Here is a 13882-nt window from a genome sequence, read left to right as displayed (position 1 = left end):
CCGCCCCCCCCCACCCTCCGGCCCCCCCCCCCCCCCACACACCGCGGGCCCCCCCCGCCGCCATGTACGGGGTCAGTTGTCGGCGAGCAGGTGTGCCTGACGGGCTCGGACCAGGCCGCGCCAGGCGGCGCGGACGTCAGCTTCGCTCGTGATCCAGCGGGGGGTCGAGGGCTCCGGGAGGGGAAAGCCGGCCATGAAGTGGGCGATGTCGGTGAAGTAGGCGAAGTCGCCGGTGGCGGTGAGCGCGCGGAGCCGGCCGATGGTGGCGGCCTGGGCCTGGTCCTCGCCGCGGACGGCGTGGTGGAAGGCGAGGGCGAGCTCCACGAACCGGTGGAGGAAAGGCAGCCCCGCGGCCTCGAGGTCGTCCCGCAGGCTCTGGGCGCGCGTGGTGACGTCGCCCGTTCCGGCGTCCTTGAGGGCGACGACCTGGGCAAGGAGGGTGTTGGAGCGCTGGTCGAGGCCGTCAAGGAGCTGGTGGGCGAGCGCTAGCTCGTCGTCGGCGCGGTCGGGGTCGGCGAAGGAGACAGCGAGGGCGAGGCGGACCTGCATCATGGCGCGCTCGCCGGCGGCACCGTGCTGCTGCTCGGCTTCGGCACGGCCGACTTCGAAGGCGGCGACGGCGGCTGCGGTGTCGGCGTGGGACCAGTGGATGTCGCCGAGGACGCGGTGGTGGCGGCCCTTCCAGCCCAGGGTGGGGACGGCGGCCAGGGCGGTGGGGAAGTCGCCGGCGAGGCGGGCCAGGTTGGCGAGTGCCCGGCGGGCCTTGGGCGCGAGGCGGCCGTCGGTGTCGACGACCTGCTGCATGCCGGTGCGGGCGGCGTCGTTCTGGCTGAGGTCCTTGTGAGCCTTGGCCCGGTAGTAGAGGGCCATCTCGGTCAGCTCGGCGGGCAGCAGCCCGGTGTCCAGGACGGCGGTGAGGCGGCCGGCGGTGCGCTGACGGTGTTCGCGCTGGCGGCGGTGATCGCGGTGAGGAGCTCGGCGACGGCATCGGCGGGGCTATCCGGTGCCTCATCCGCGGGGGTCGGCAGGGCGAGAGGCTCCCAGACGGAGTCGTCGGTGTAAACGTAGGCGGCCTCGATGAGCCAGCCCAGCCCGGTGGTGGTCGCGGGCCAGTCGCAGGCCCTGGCGCAGGCAGGCCACCAGGAGCATGCGGCTGGGGGCGAGGGCGGCGGCCTTCGTCCACTGGTCGCCGAGGGCGGCCAGGGCTCGGGTGGCGGCCTGGTGCCAGCGGTCGTCGCTGTGCTCGTCGTCGCGTACGGCGCTGCGGATCGCACGGTGCAGGTGGTAGGGCCACAGCGCGTAGGGGTTCTCGCTGATCAGGGGACGTTCGGTCAGGCGGCGGGCGAGTGCCTGGTGGGTGAGGCCGGCGGTCTGCGTGGCGAGGTCGAGGTCGAAGGCGTCCAGCAGGGCGACGCTGCGCAGCAGGTGTCGTTCCTCGGGGGTGAGGTCGGAGAGGGTGCGGGCGAGGAGGGCGGGGAAGGAGCAGTCGAAGTCGTCGGCGGTGGGGGTGCGGCCGGTGCGGCGGATCTCCAGGTAGCGGGAGACCGCGAGGTCCAGGTGCAGGGGCAGGCCGTGGGAGCGGGCGGTGATCGCCGCGCGGATGTCGGCGCCGATGAGGGGCTGGCCGTCCTGGACCAGGCGGCGGCCGAGGTGGTCCTCGCAGTCCTCGGGGGAGAGGTCACCGATCAGGTGCTGCCGTCCGGACGGTACGGCTGCCCACGGCTGCGGTGGTGGCCAGGCCGGGCCAGGCGGCGGGGCCAGTCCAGTCGAGCTGGCCGTGCAGTGCCGGGTCGGCCCAGGGCAGCCGGCTGCGGCCGCCGATGACGAAGAAGGCGTTGGGCATGAGCCAGACCAGGCGCTGCAGCAGTCGTTCGAAGTCGCGGTGCCGGTCACTGGTGTCCTCGAAGGTGTCGAGCAAAACCACTGGGGTGATGGCCTTCTTCGCGGGCAGGCGGCTGAGATCCCAGGCCAGCAGGTGCGGGTAGTAGGACAGCGCTTCCAGGTCGGGGGTAGCTTCCAGCAGGGCCGCGGTCCGTGCCGCGCCGGCTAGGAGCCCGGCGTCGGTAAGACCCGCGTGGGGAACATGCTCGCGGACACGTTGAACAGCGACCTGTACAAGCCGTTCCACCCGGAGTACGCACGGCTGATGCAGCAGGACGACAAACTCATGGCGGCCTACACGCTACGTGGAGCTCGGAGGCCTCGGCAAAGGCTTGCAGGGCTGGACATCGCTGGCGGCGAAGCGGCCGGAGCGGGATGCGGCAGCGGCCAGGGCGGTGGCCTTCTCAGCGACGGCTCCGTACCGCCCGAGGGGACGCTCCATGCAGGCCTCGCCGAGCCTGAGAGTCTCCCGCCGCACGGTGGAGCGGCTACCGAGCCGGGCAGCTGACGAACCCGCAGAAGAGCCACCGAGCCGTGCTTGTGGAGGGGACCGCATCAGAGTGGCAACCGCAGGTCAGGGCCCAGGCGCGAGGGCGCGCGGCCACCTCGGGAGGGCTGGGGGTGGAGTGCACCGCCTATTTCGGGTTCGCGGCGAGCGGCAGCTCGAACGACGGCCATCAGCAGTTCGCCGCCGGGCCGGGTCATACGTGCAGGCCGACATGACTCCGCGGCAGTGCCCGCGGCGCGAGGCCGCCGCCCGGCTCCTGCCGAAGCCCATCCTCGCCGCCGCTGAGCTCCTGTCCATGCTCGCCCGCTACGCCCTGACGGGGACATCGACCAACTGGTGTTTCGCGGTCCGCCTGACCACCGCGGCTCCCGACGCCACCGCCGACCTCTCGGCATTCCTTACCCACACGGCCGAAACCGCCAGGCCGCGGAGGGATCGGCATGACCCACGCTCAGGAGCCCGAGGTCGTCGCGGTCTGGCACGTCCAGTGCCGTCCGCCGCCACCTCGAAGAGCTCCTCGCGGGCGGCACCCTCTACGCCTGGACCGAACATCCCATCGGCGAGACTCAACTACCCCGGTCAGGACAACCCCGACCACAGGTCGATCTGCCGGTGTCACCCGCTTCCTGGCCCGTGTTCTGCCTCGAGGGCGCCGGCTGCGCCGAGCGCGAGCAGTGCCGGTGCCACCCTCCAACCTGCTGTGAGGCCCCTGGGCAACGACAGTGCGAGCCGCCAGCGGTATGGAGAAGGCGCTGCACTGGTTGTGCAGCACCGTCGGGGTGCACCAGTGCTCATCGCTGGAGCTTGCCAGTCGGTCGTTTCCAAGCCAACCCGAATCGAGGGGGGCGAGCTGGAAGGCATGTTGTTGGTTGTGAAGATCGGCGGCCAGTACAGCTGAAGCCAGACGTACCCAGAAGTGGCTGGGTGTTCAGTCGCTGGCTTCGGTCGCTTGGTATACCCGCAGGTCAAAGCCTTGTGGTGGCCTGTGCAGCGACTGAAGCGACTCAAGTGCAGGTATATGACGAGATTCGTGTGCGCGTGTGTGCGTCATATATAGGAGCCTTCAGTCGCTTCAGTCGCTGTTGAGGAAGTCACGCGTCGTCTGACCTGCAGGTTCGTGTTCAGCGACTGACAGCGACTCAGTGGACACGGTCACTGCGGCCGACCTGCCTCAGTCGCTGAGCGGGAGGGGTGGGGCGATCGACACACCGGCTGAAGAGTTTGGTGACATGCTGCCCGCACCGTGCACTGAGCTTCGCTAGGCTGTGTCCGTTATTGAGTCGCTTCAGTCGCTGTAGGGGGAACAAGATGCCCAATGAGCTGCGGTTTTCTCGCAGCGACTCAGGGCACAGCACTCCTGAGCGTTCAGTCGCTACGCACACTGTGGCCCGTTGGTGCGTCGGCAACGGCTGGCCTGTGCTGCCGCTGGCTGCTGGCCGCAAGACGCCAGCGGCCAACTGCCGAGACTGTTCCCAGCCGGGCCACACCCATGAGGGCTGCCCCTGCCCGCAGACAGGCAAGTGGTGCCACGGCTTCCACGCGGCAACGCTGGACTATGACCGTGTCGACAACTGGTGGGGCCGCAACCCTGCTCTGGGAGTGGGTGTTGCCTGCGGCCCGGCAGGCGTAGTCATCATCGATGTCGACACCCACACCGCCGTGTTGCCCTCGCGGGACAGGATCCTGCCCGGAATCACGATCGGCGACCACATCGACCTGTCGGGAATGACGACCGGGTACCACTCACTGGCGGTTCTGGCTGCCCTGCGCGAGGCGACGTCTCCAACCGAGGATGACTCCACCCTGCGGGTCCGTACCCCTTCCGGCGGCATGCACATCTGGTACCGGGCCACCGACGGCCGCCGCTGGCAGTCCTCAACGGGCTCAGGCAAGTCACGAGCGCTGGCCTGGCAGGTAGATGTCCGAGCCTACGGCGGCTACGCCATCGCCCCAGGCACCACTACCAGCGCAGGCACCTACACACCGATCGGCTCCGCCCGCCAGCCGGCCCCCCTCCCCGCCTGGCTGGCGCAGGAACTACAGCGCACAGGACACCTTCCAGCCGCGCACATCCCTGCCCCCCGCCCGGTCCCCCCGCGGGCCCGGCAGGCAGTCATCGCGGCCGGCGGAGGCCGCGAACAGACATCCCGAATGCTGTCGGCCCTCCTTGCGGATGTCGCCGCCTGCGCACAGGTCCCCGAAGGTGCGGGCTTCACCGAGAAGCTGAACCGAGCCGCCTACACCCTCGGCGGTCTTGCCGCCGCAGGACAACTCGCCCAGGAAAAAGCCGAACAGGTTTTGCTCGACACCGCCGTCATGGCCCGCCCAGGACAGAACCAGCGCATCGAGCAGATCATCCGTAGCGGCATGACCGCCGGCGCCAAGCGCCCCCTGCACCTCGGAGGCCGCCGGTGACCCCTCTCCCCAAGGAAAACGGCTACCTCTTCGACTTCGACGCCGAAGCCATCGCCGCCCAGATCCTCGCCCAAGCCCCGCCGCCGCTGCCCGCCCAAGCGCGAGAACAGTCCCACCCCGACCACGCCAGCCCCGCAGGCTTGCTTCCCGACACCCTCAGCGACCGAGGTAACGCCAAGCTCTTCGTCCGCCTCTACGCGGGCGACTACCGGCACGTGCCCGGCCTAGGCTGGTACCGGTGGGACACCACCCGCTGGCAGGTCGACGAAGACGACACCGTCATCTGGGCTGCCGGAGACCTGGCCGAAGCCATCGCCACCACAGACCCCCGCGGGATCTACTCCAACCAAGCCCTCCTCAAGCACCGCCGCCGCGCCCTGAGCACCGCCGGGCAGAACGCCCTGCTAACCCAGGCCAAGTCCGCCCCCGGCATGGTCCTCAGAGCCGAACTTCTCGACGCCGACCCGTACGCCCTGTGCACCCCAGCCGGCATCGTCGACCTGCGCACCGGTCTGATCCGTCCACCGGAGGCAGACAAGGACTTTCACTCTCGGTCCACCTCCACCGGCCCCAGGACACAGCCCACCCCCCGCTGGAACCGATTCCTGACCGACACCTTCGGCGACAACACCGAAGGCGCCGAGATGATCGACTTCCTGCACCTGCTCCTGGGCTACTCCATCACCGGCGACGTCGGCGCCCAGGTCATGCCCTTCCTCTTCGGCTCCGGCAAAAACGGCAAATCCGTCCTGCTCGACGTACTGATGAAACTCCTCGGCGACTACGCAGACGCCGCCCCGCCCGGCTTCCTCATGGCCAGAACCTTCGACGGCCACCCCACCGAACTCGCCGAACTCCACGGCCGCCGCGTCATCGTCTGCTCCGAAGTCAAACCCGGCGACAAGTTCGACGAAGCCCGCGTCAAACTGCTCACCGGCGGCGACCGCATCAAGGCCCGCCGGATGCGGCAGGACTTCTTCTCCTTCACCCCGACCCACAAACTGTGGCTGATCGGCAACCACCGCCCCGAAGTCGGCACAGGAGGCTTCGCCTTCTGGCGCCGCATGCGGCTGGTGCCCTTCGAACGAGTCGTCTCCGACGACCGGAAGATCGACAACCTGGCCGACATCCTCGTCGCCGAAGAAGGACCTGGCATCCTCGCCTGGCTCATCGACGGAGCCCGACGCTACCTCGCCGGCAACCGCGACCTGACCGGCCCCACACCCGTCCAGATCGCCACCAACGCCTACGCCGAAACCGAGGACCACACCGGCCGCTTCTTCGAAGAGTGCTGCACCCTCCAGCCCGACCACCGAGCCGAACAAGCCCGCCTCTACAGCGTCTACCGCACGTGGTGCCAAAATGAAGGCGCGCCCGCCGTCTCGTCCCGCGCCTTCGCGGCCCGGGCCCGGGAAATGGTCGGTCTTGCCTCACCCAAAGAAATGATCTTGTCCAACTCCAAAAAGTACTACCCCGGCATCGGACTGCTCGCCGAGGAGGAGAGCGCATGAGTTCCCTCATCTCCGACGACGAGATCCACAACGAAGTCGAACTCGTCTGGCTCGAAGACGTCACCGACCTTGACTACGTCCGCCAATCCCTCGACCGCCTGCCCACCCGCCGCGGCAAACCTGCCTACCACCGCGACGGCCGCCTCGTCGGCTACGCCCAGCTCGGCCCCCAAGCCAAACCCTCCCGCGCCAGCGGAACCTTTCGCCGCCGAGTGTTCTGGCTCCTGCCCCACGACCGAGACACCGTCCCCGACGGCCTCTACTCCAGTGGCGCTCCGGCCGAAGCAGTCGACCCTCGGACCCTCTCGGCCGGCAGCCGAGGCAGAAAGACCGATCGCTCCGAGAAACCAGCACAGCCCACACAGCACCCGTAGACCTGTTATAAAACGATTCGGCGTGCTCCAGCTTCAGTCGCTTGAGTCGCTCCAACTGACGCCGATATGCCCCTGACCTGCAGGTTTGCGAACCAGTGACTCAAGCGACTGAACCAGACGGCGACGCGAGCCACCTCGACCACGCACTGAAACCGTGTTGAGCAGCTCGCCGCCCGTACAGTGCTCGAGGTGCCGTCAGGACTGGCACCGCAACAGTCGGCTGCGAGCGGCCTGGGTGCAGATGCCAAGGCCGGTGATGATCTGCTCGATGGGAACGTCGTACTGGTTGAGGTGGCGGCCGCCCGCAGAGCGGCGAGCGGGTCAGTGTCGGTGAGCTCCTCCAGCTTGGCGTCGATTTGTTTTAGAAGCCTGGTCAGTGCGGTCGGCCACTCGGCAGGTCTGGGCTTCGACATCGGCAATGTGTTGTTGCCAGTTGGCCTGGAAGCGAAGTAGTCACGGTTTCCCGAGGAGTTTCCTGGATGAGCAGGATCGGTTGCCCCCACTGCGAGCAGGACTGGCTTGCACCCCACAGGGTCAAGTCAACCGGGGAGGCGTTCCACATGTGCCCAGAATGTGAATCGATTTGGCTGGAGCGACAGGACCTTCGAGAGAGAACCGACAACTATCTCAGCGAGTTCCTTGAGATGCGGGGGATCACATGGGGTGAGGTCAAGAAGCTGGAACCAGTCCATCCGAGCTGATCGTCCTGCCCGGATGCGGCACTCGAACGCCTGGCTGTGGTGACGATGCAGAGCATCGTCCACTGAGTGGACCACACGATGTTCTGCATCCCGACGGTGTTCGACACCAGGTGGAGTCCATCGAATGGGCTCCACCTGGTGGATTCCATCGGGTGAGTCCACTGCGGTGCGCACCATCCGACGATGCGCGGCACTCTCGCGTGTACCCGGTGCGCCGCACCTGATGGCAGTACGGCCCGGTCATCGGGGAACTGCTCGGCACCGGTTACGACGGCTATGCCGCGGCAGTCACCTCGACGGCCGCCGAACTGCACCGGGCCGGGATCGGTCACCGGCTGGGCGCCAGCTTCGTGCCGCGGGCGGACCTGATGGTGCGGGCGCCGGCGGTGGGGGTGCTGGCGCTGCTGTTGGAGATCGACGGCCGTACCGAGGACGCGCACGACCTGGTGCAGAAGCTGCGCCGGTACTGGGCGTGGGGACGGCTGCTGCCGTCGGAGGCGGACAAGCGCACAGTGGACCTGGTCCGCTCCCGGCCGGACGCGATCGAGACCGTCGACCACGAGAGGCGGCTGTGGCGCCGGGGCTACCCCACCGGCCGGCCGGGAGGAGCCTGCCTCCGGTGGCGTTCGTGTTCGCGGACACCACCGAGGCGAAGGTGGCCAACACCGTGAAAGGTGCTTCAGGAGTCCGGCCGCCGCGCCGGTACGAGACCTACCACCGGGGGATCACCGCGCGGGACTACGGCCAGGCGGTGCCCGTCCTCGTCACCCCAATCCTTGCAGGAGAGCATCATCGGACCCCAGATGGACGAGAAGCTAAGGCCGTCTGCCCGGCGGCGGGACTCAAATAGAGATCATGAAATGGGAAGATCGAGCCCGGTTGATCCCAGTAGCCGCCCAAGGAGATTCCCAAGTGACAACTATCGGTACGGACGTCGCGGGAACCTGGGCCGAAGGCGATACGACAGTCAGGTGGAGCGGGCCGGCTGGGGCGGTCGAGAGGTCGTACGAGCGTGCGCCGCGTGCCGTCATGTCGTGGCGGGAGTACGACGAGACGCTGGTACTGGTGGTGGAAGCGATCAATGGTGCACCCTTCACCCCCTCGGGCAACGCAGTTGTCTACCGGGCTGATGGCTCCGAACGGTTCCGGCTGCATCCGCCACGCGACCTGACATACGATCCGTGTGACGTGCACGGCTTCTACGACGCCTTCCCTCAGGACGGACGGCCGCTTCTGATCATGGCCACGCGCAACGCGGGTGATTTTCAGGGCCGCATCGACCTGGAGACCGGCGAGATCGTCGACACCAACCACTGGCGCTGAGCCTGACGAAGAGCCAAGCGGCCAGGGCAGTGGGCTGGGCATACCTCTCTGTCCGGCCCACTGAGGATCACCCTGCATCGGCGTAGTCAATTGGAGTCGGCTCTGTTGCGGTGACACCCTGGGCCTGTCATGGCCAATGACCACGTCGCATACAGCCTGTGGACGTCCTCCAGGCCGTCAAGCCGTCGCACGCTTGAGGATCTCCACGTCCTCCCGCAGCCTGCGGTTCTCCCGCCGCAACGCGGCCAGTTCCTCGCGTTCGCTGCTGGTCAGACCGTCGTGCTCGCCCGCGTCGACCTCGGCCTGCTTCACCCAGTCCCGCACCGCGGTCTCGGTCAGGTCGAAGTCCTTGGCGACCTGACCGACCGAGCGGTCCCCGCGCCGGCACAGCTCGACTATTTCGGCCTTGAACTCCGACGTGAACGAGCGGCGAGGGCGAGGCTTCTTCTTCCCCATGCTCTCCATGATGGACATCATCCTTCCGGGACCGAAGCCCCTGATCACTGATGTCCGTCAAAGCGGATCAAGCCCAGAGCACGTCGCCGCCCCTGGGCTTGAACGCCGGCCAGACCCGCACCCCTGCTCGCTCCTTTCGGCCGCTGGAGCCCGTACAGCTGCTGATCTGACGGCCGACCGCCCCGGCCCTTTGGGGCGGCGGGGATGGCTCAACCTGACCGATGGACTTGCGGTGGCCTGTCCTTGGCGGATATCGCGGATGTGTGTTCTACGGTCGCGGGGACTGTGTGTCGGCAGGGGGAGGAGGCGGAGGGGCAAGTGGCCGTTCTGTTGGGGGAACAGGAGCTGGAGGGGCGGGTTGAGTTCCGGTCCCTTGGTTTTCAGGAGTCGGATGACAGCGTGGTGCCGGTGCCGTTTCCGGACGACTTCGCGTGGGGTGTGTTCCTGCAGGAGCACGTGCGTCGGTTTGACGTGTTCAGTGCTGGTCACACGCACACGGCCGCGGTGACGGCGCGCGTCTGGGACGCACGGCCTGATGCTGATGAGGGGGAGTGGGACGAGCAGGCGGAGGTCGACTACGAGTCCGTCTCCGGTGATGTCGCAGTCTGGGGGGCGGGCCGTTCGCAGGAGCTGATCCGGCTGGGGCGGGCGGGAAGGTGGAGGGTTCGTGTTCGGGCTGCGGGACGGGCTGAGGTCGAGCGTGTGACGCGGGACGAGGGCACGGCGTATGGAGTGGAGCGGTACGTGATCGATTTCTGGCCGAAGGCCGGATGAGGAGCGGGCCCGGCGCACAGCTCTGCCGGGCCCGCTTCTGCACAGGATCAGTTGATCTTCACGATGAAGCCGTCTTCGGGGCCGTCGATGATGCGGTTGGCGTTGTAGAAGCCGCGCAGGAGGGTGCCAGCGGCTCCGTTCTGGTCACCGGGCACGGGCTGGACGGAGAAGTTGTTCCTCTCGACGTTTACGTCGTACTCCTCGACTGCCGATCCTTCGTAGGTGGAGGCGAAGGGGAACTCGTCGCATTCCTTGCCGCCGTCGGTGTAGTTCGCTCCCCAGTAGCGCTTGCACTCGCGGACTGCGACGGCCCGGTTGCGGTCGTGGCGCTTGGTGTCGAGGAACAGGCGGTGCAGCGGTTCCTGGATGGTGTCGCCGGGTACGTTTTTCAAAGCGTTGAGCGGCTTGGTGGCCTTGGGGTTGGTGAATGCCTGCCGGATGTGCTCGGCCACGGCCTGCTCTGGCGCCCCGGGCTTGGAGCTGTACTCCAGAGTGGCGATCATGCTGAACGCTGCGCCGCCCTTGTTGGCCGGGTTGCCGGCGCCGGTGGAGTTGCGCAGGTAGGAGGCCGCGTCCCAGCGCGGGGCGAACATGAAGGGCTTGCCGGTCTTGGGACTCTCGCCTACCCAGCCCGCAGGAAGAGTCGAGGTGACTTCCGGCTGGTAGACCGCCGCAATGACGTCCGCTGCGCCGGCGCCGGTGCCCTGCCCCGGCGCGTAGCGCACGGAGTGGGTGTAGTGGGGGTGTGACTGCATCTCCAGCCATGTTTTTGTCACGGGCAGGGTGTTGCTGGTGATGGGGGTGGCGGCGGCTGGCCAGTCTGCGGCGATGTCACCCTTCAGGCCGATCTTCAGCCCCGAGACTCCGGTGCTTCCCACTGCGGTGAAGTCGGTGACGTCGTAGTCGAAGTACATGGTTCGGTCGGCTTCCTTGGGGACCGTGCCCCGCACGTAGACGGTGTACGTGCTGGTGCCGACTGCGCCGCTTTGCTTTTCCCACACGGTGGTGACTTTCAAGCCCGTGCACACTGCGAACCGGGACTTGATGTAGACCTGGGTGGCTCCGGCCAGGTTCTGCTTGCACTCATCCAGCGTCAACGCGCGGGCAGGCTCCGGATAGGAAACCGCCGGTGCCATGAACGGCAACGGTGCGGCCTGCCGCGGAGATGCGACGGCGGCCGGAGTGCTGGCCCGCTTGCCGTAGGCAGCCGCTGGGCCGACTACCTCCATCGGCGTCGTTGCAGCATTCTCCGGTGCACCGGCCACGGCCAGCTGCACCTGCCCCGTTCCGGCCTTCAGCTGTGCCAGCGAAGGAGTGGCGGCTCCCGGAGCGAGCATGTAGGTCCGGGCACTGAATTCATTGCTTCCGTCGGCTGCTGCGGCGGTTGGCCCGGCGGGCAGGACGATGGCCGCGGCCATGGCGGCTAAGAGAGCAACGCGGCGGCGTGTCTGTGCGGTGGTGATGATTCCCCCAAGGAATGGTTGGTGAGCGCATCTCGCTCAACAGCCAAGAAATAACGAACGCTTGCGCTAATAGGGAAGGCGTGGAGGACTGCCTGGCGAGATGTGCGAGTCCCTTGGCCGATCCGCAACACGGCTGACGTCCATGCCGAGGTGGAGACCACCAACACCACCTGCCGAAGCATCGACCTGAGGGGGCGGACGCTGCGGGGCCAGCAGAACAACCGCTACCGCTTCGGCGACGTCCGCCTCCAGGGCGGGGCCACCCCGCGCGTCCACACCGGTTCCGGCCGCGACACCCGCCGGGATGTGTTCCAGAACCGCCGCGACTACATCTGGGACAACCCCTCCGACACCGCGACCCTGCGCGACGAGCACGGCCGCACCGTCGACACCGAGTCCTGGGGCCACCACCGCCGCTACGGTGCGGACACCCACGTGCGGCGGGGCCGCGGAGCCGATGTTGCTCTGAGGTTGCTCGGGCCTGGTACGTGAGGGTGACTCGTTGCTGCATCGGGAACCGCGGGCTCCTGCCTGTGCCTCCTGACCGGCATGAGCGCGAACGTGATCACCATCGAGATCCTCTGCCATGCCCGACCAACGAACGTAACTGGGGGCGTTCATCCGTACGCGGCTGGCGAGCTTAGGTCGTTCCTCGACACCGGCGGGCCCGCAGCCGCCGGCGACGGCCGAAGACCTGCGCGCGGCCCTTGCCCAGCTGGCCCCGATTGCGGTGCCCACCTTCGATGCCGAACGCGCCACCGCCGTGGCGCGTGCACGCGAGCAGGTCAGCTCCGCCCCGATGCGCCGCTTCCTCCGCCAATGGGACCTTTACGTGGCCATCGAACGCCACCCCAGCCAGGCGGCCCGCCTGCGCGCGCTGGAGGATCAGGCCGCTGATGCAGCCACCCCGGCCGAAGCCGCCAAGATCACCGCGGAGATCGGCCGCCTTCTCGATGTGGCAGCGGCAGAGGCCGGCATCCCGCTTGGCGGAGCCCGGTGACCGGCTGGCGGTGGGAGCACGACCCGAACGCCGATGAGGTCATCAAAGGCCTGCCCGCCCACGTCACCGCTGAAGTCGAGCGCCTGGCCGACGAACTCGTCGCCCTCGGCCGATCTCGGCGTCGACGTCACCGAGATCGGCGAAGGCGGCCGCAAAGGCGTCCCCGGAAGCCTGCGCCGCATCCCCCTCCTGGTCGACGGCTGGTTCTATGCCCTGCCCCTACCGCGTCTGCAGCTGATCGCGATCGTGAGGGGCACCCGCCCTACACCGACCTGTAGCCGAAGGGCGGCCCGGGCCAAGCCCACGCGGAGCAGCCGTTCGTCCTGCCCGCCGCCGTCGGCACCGGCCCGCTGCGCGCAACGCCGTAGGGGTGACGGGCGCCGGCCCCCGCCTCCACCGCAGCACCCCAACACAGGCCTTCGCCTCGCCGCCGGGTGAGTTCGGCAACAGCTCTAGCCGGAGCATGCGTCTGGCTCCGGTGCCGGCGGGCCGACTGCTGCGAAGGGGTTGTCCATGGCCAGCAGGTCGTCGATCTCGCTACGCAGTGCCGCGAAGGCCTCGGCCAGGGTGGGTGCGGGGCTTCGGGTTTCGCGCAGTGCGTGGTAGCCGGCGGGCAGGCCCTGCCGCGGGAGGTCCAGCTGCGCCCATACCAGGGTGGAGGCGATGTAGCCGTCGGCGGTCACGGTCAGGTGGGCGTCCATGCCGAACTCGTCGACGGTCTGCCGGACGGTGATGCCTTCGAAGCAGTTGCTCAGGCGGAGCTGCATGCCCGGCGGCCAGTCGGCTGCCGTCGGCAGGTCGGCGACGTAAGGGTTCGGCGGTGTTCCGGCCCCGACGGGCCTGAGGACCAGCCCGGACTCGACGCCTACCTGGTGGTCGCTGAACTGCTCGAAGTGCCGGGTCTGGAGCTGCTGGGCGCCGACGAAGAGGCGTTCCTGTTCTGCTTTGAGGTCGGTGAGCACCGCGAGGAGGTCGGAGGGGTTCATACGCCGGACCCTAACGGCCCGCTCCGACAGCGGCCGCCGCGGTCCGGCTGCCGCTGCGCTGCGGAGTGTGCGGGGGCGGCTGGCGCGTCCGCCGCCACCCCACCGGGCGGCAGCCTCCACTGCCGCGGCGCTCACGGTTCGTCGGCCTCGGGGTTCTAGACGGCAGGGCGGCCCCCCGCCACTCGGTCAGGCACGGTCCTGGAGGCGCACGAGGCGGGTCCAGGCTGGCCAGCCGCAACAACTCAGGGGTTCCGGCGGCTGACGGCGCGGGCAAGGATCTCGCCGACGCAGTGGTCACGGCGGGCCCCTTCAGCGTCCGGCGGGTACACGATCACGCGCAGTTCGTTACTCGTCCCGTGTGCACCCGTGGGGGGGGGGGGCCCCCCCCCCGGGGGCGGCGCCCCCCCCCCCCCCACCCCCCCCACCCCCCCCCACCCCACCCCCCCCCCCCCAGAGCGCGCGCGCGAGGGCTCGCGGGAGGGCCCCGCGC

At 68.6% G+C, this 13882-nt stretch carries 15 protein-coding genes and 1 pseudogene; 11 read left to right on the top strand and 5 right to left on the bottom strand.

Annotation, left to right across the window (positions count from 1 at the left end; all coding sequences use genetic code 11):
* Positions 1 to 72 precede the first annotated feature (72 nt).
* On the bottom strand, positions 73 to 870 hold the full coding sequence (locus ACFVGY_RS33170; protein WP_385684754.1) for a hypothetical protein: 798 nt from the start codon (positions 868 to 870) through the stop codon (positions 73 to 75).
* Between the two features lie 138 nt (positions 871 to 1008).
* Complete coding sequence (locus tag ACFVGY_RS33165; protein WP_385684751.1) at positions 1009 to 1893, bottom strand: hypothetical protein; 885 nt, start codon at positions 1891 to 1893, stop codon at positions 1009 to 1011.
* 172 nt (positions 1894 to 2065) lie between these two features.
* Here ACFVGY_RS33165 and ACFVGY_RS33160 point away from each other — a divergent pair.
* From ACFVGY_RS33160 to ACFVGY_RS33125, 8 genes and pseudogenes are all read left to right on the top strand, one after another.
* Positions 2066 to 2389, top strand: a pseudogene (locus ACFVGY_RS33160) (hypothetical protein); the annotation flags it as partial.
* Between the two features lie 1308 nt (positions 2390 to 3697).
* Positions 3698 to 4804 (top strand): bifunctional DNA primase/polymerase, encoded by a 1107-nt coding sequence (locus ACFVGY_RS33155; protein ID WP_385684748.1) that lies wholly within the window; start codon positions 3698 to 3700, stop codon positions 4802 to 4804.
* Positions 4801 to 6315 (top strand): phage/plasmid primase, P4 family, encoded by a 1515-nt coding sequence (locus ACFVGY_RS33150; RefSeq protein ID WP_385684745.1) that lies wholly within the window; start codon positions 4801 to 4803, stop codon positions 6313 to 6315. Before ACFVGY_RS33155 ends, ACFVGY_RS33150 begins: the two co-directional genes overlap by 4 nt.
* Entirely contained in the window at positions 6312 to 6689 is a 378-nt protein-coding gene (locus ACFVGY_RS33145) for a DUF6009 family protein (RefSeq protein ID WP_385684742.1), read from the top strand. The genes ACFVGY_RS33150 and ACFVGY_RS33145 overlap by 4 nt, the downstream gene beginning before the upstream one ends.
* A 189-nt stretch (positions 6690 to 6878) precedes the next feature.
* Positions 6879 to 7142 (top strand): hypothetical protein, encoded by a 264-nt coding sequence (locus ACFVGY_RS33140; RefSeq protein WP_385684739.1) that lies wholly within the window; start codon positions 6879 to 6881, stop codon positions 7140 to 7142.
* 26 nt (positions 7143 to 7168) lie between these two features.
* Positions 7169 to 7390, top strand: coding sequence for a zf-TFIIB domain-containing protein (locus ACFVGY_RS33135; RefSeq protein WP_385684737.1), 222 nt, complete (start codon positions 7169 to 7171; stop codon positions 7388 to 7390).
* Between the two features lie 350 nt (positions 7391 to 7740).
* The gene (locus tag ACFVGY_RS33130) at positions 7741 to 8061 is read left to right on the top strand and encodes a hypothetical protein (RefSeq protein WP_385684734.1); all 321 of its coding nucleotides are present in this window, start codon (positions 7741 to 7743) and stop codon (positions 8059 to 8061) included.
* A gap of 241 nt (positions 8062 to 8302) precedes the next feature.
* Positions 8303 to 8713 (top strand): hypothetical protein, encoded by a 411-nt coding sequence (locus ACFVGY_RS33125; RefSeq protein ID WP_385684731.1) that lies wholly within the window; start codon positions 8303 to 8305, stop codon positions 8711 to 8713.
* A 177-nt stretch (positions 8714 to 8890) separates the two neighbouring features.
* On the opposite strand, the gene ACFVGY_RS33120 is transcribed toward ACFVGY_RS33125, so the two are convergent.
* Positions 8891 to 9178, bottom strand: a complete 288-nt coding sequence (locus tag ACFVGY_RS33120; protein WP_385684728.1) for a transposase — start codon at positions 9176 to 9178, stop codon at positions 8891 to 8893.
* Positions 9179 to 9487: 309 nt separating this feature from the next.
* Here ACFVGY_RS33120 and ACFVGY_RS33115 point away from each other — a divergent pair, with 309 nt between their 5' ends.
* Entirely contained in the window at positions 9488 to 9943 is a 456-nt protein-coding gene (locus ACFVGY_RS33115) for a hypothetical protein (protein ID WP_385684725.1), read from the top strand.
* Between the two features lie 47 nt (positions 9944 to 9990).
* Here ACFVGY_RS33115 and ACFVGY_RS33110 read toward each other — a convergent pair whose 3' ends face one another.
* Positions 9991 to 11361, bottom strand: coding sequence for a NucA/NucB deoxyribonuclease domain-containing protein (locus ACFVGY_RS33110; RefSeq protein WP_385684722.1), 1371 nt, complete (start codon positions 11359 to 11361; stop codon positions 9991 to 9993).
* Between the two features lie 195 nt (positions 11362 to 11556).
* On the opposite strand from ACFVGY_RS33110, the gene ACFVGY_RS33105 reads away from it, so the two are divergent.
* Positions 11557 to 11898: a lamin tail domain-containing protein gene (locus ACFVGY_RS33105; RefSeq protein ID WP_385684719.1), complete on the top strand. Its 342-nt coding sequence runs from the start codon at positions 11557 to 11559 to the stop codon at positions 11896 to 11898.
* 238 nt (positions 11899 to 12136) lie between these two features.
* Positions 12137 to 12406, top strand: a complete 270-nt coding sequence (locus ACFVGY_RS33100; RefSeq protein WP_385684716.1) for a hypothetical protein — start codon at positions 12137 to 12139, stop codon at positions 12404 to 12406.
* Between the two features lie 452 nt (positions 12407 to 12858).
* Here ACFVGY_RS33100 and ACFVGY_RS33095 read toward each other — a convergent pair whose 3' ends face one another.
* Entirely contained in the window at positions 12859 to 13392 is a 534-nt protein-coding gene (locus ACFVGY_RS33095) for a hypothetical protein (RefSeq protein WP_385684714.1), read from the bottom strand.
* Between the last annotated feature and the right edge of the window lie 490 nt (positions 13393 to 13882).

It is taken from the genome of Streptomyces sp. NPDC127106 (genome assembly GCF_042677605.1).
Lineage (GTDB): Bacteria > Actinomycetota > Actinomycetes > Streptomycetales > Streptomycetaceae > Streptomyces.
The sequence above is the reverse complement of the archived record's forward strand: the minus strand, read 5'-3'. Positions and strand labels throughout refer to the sequence as shown.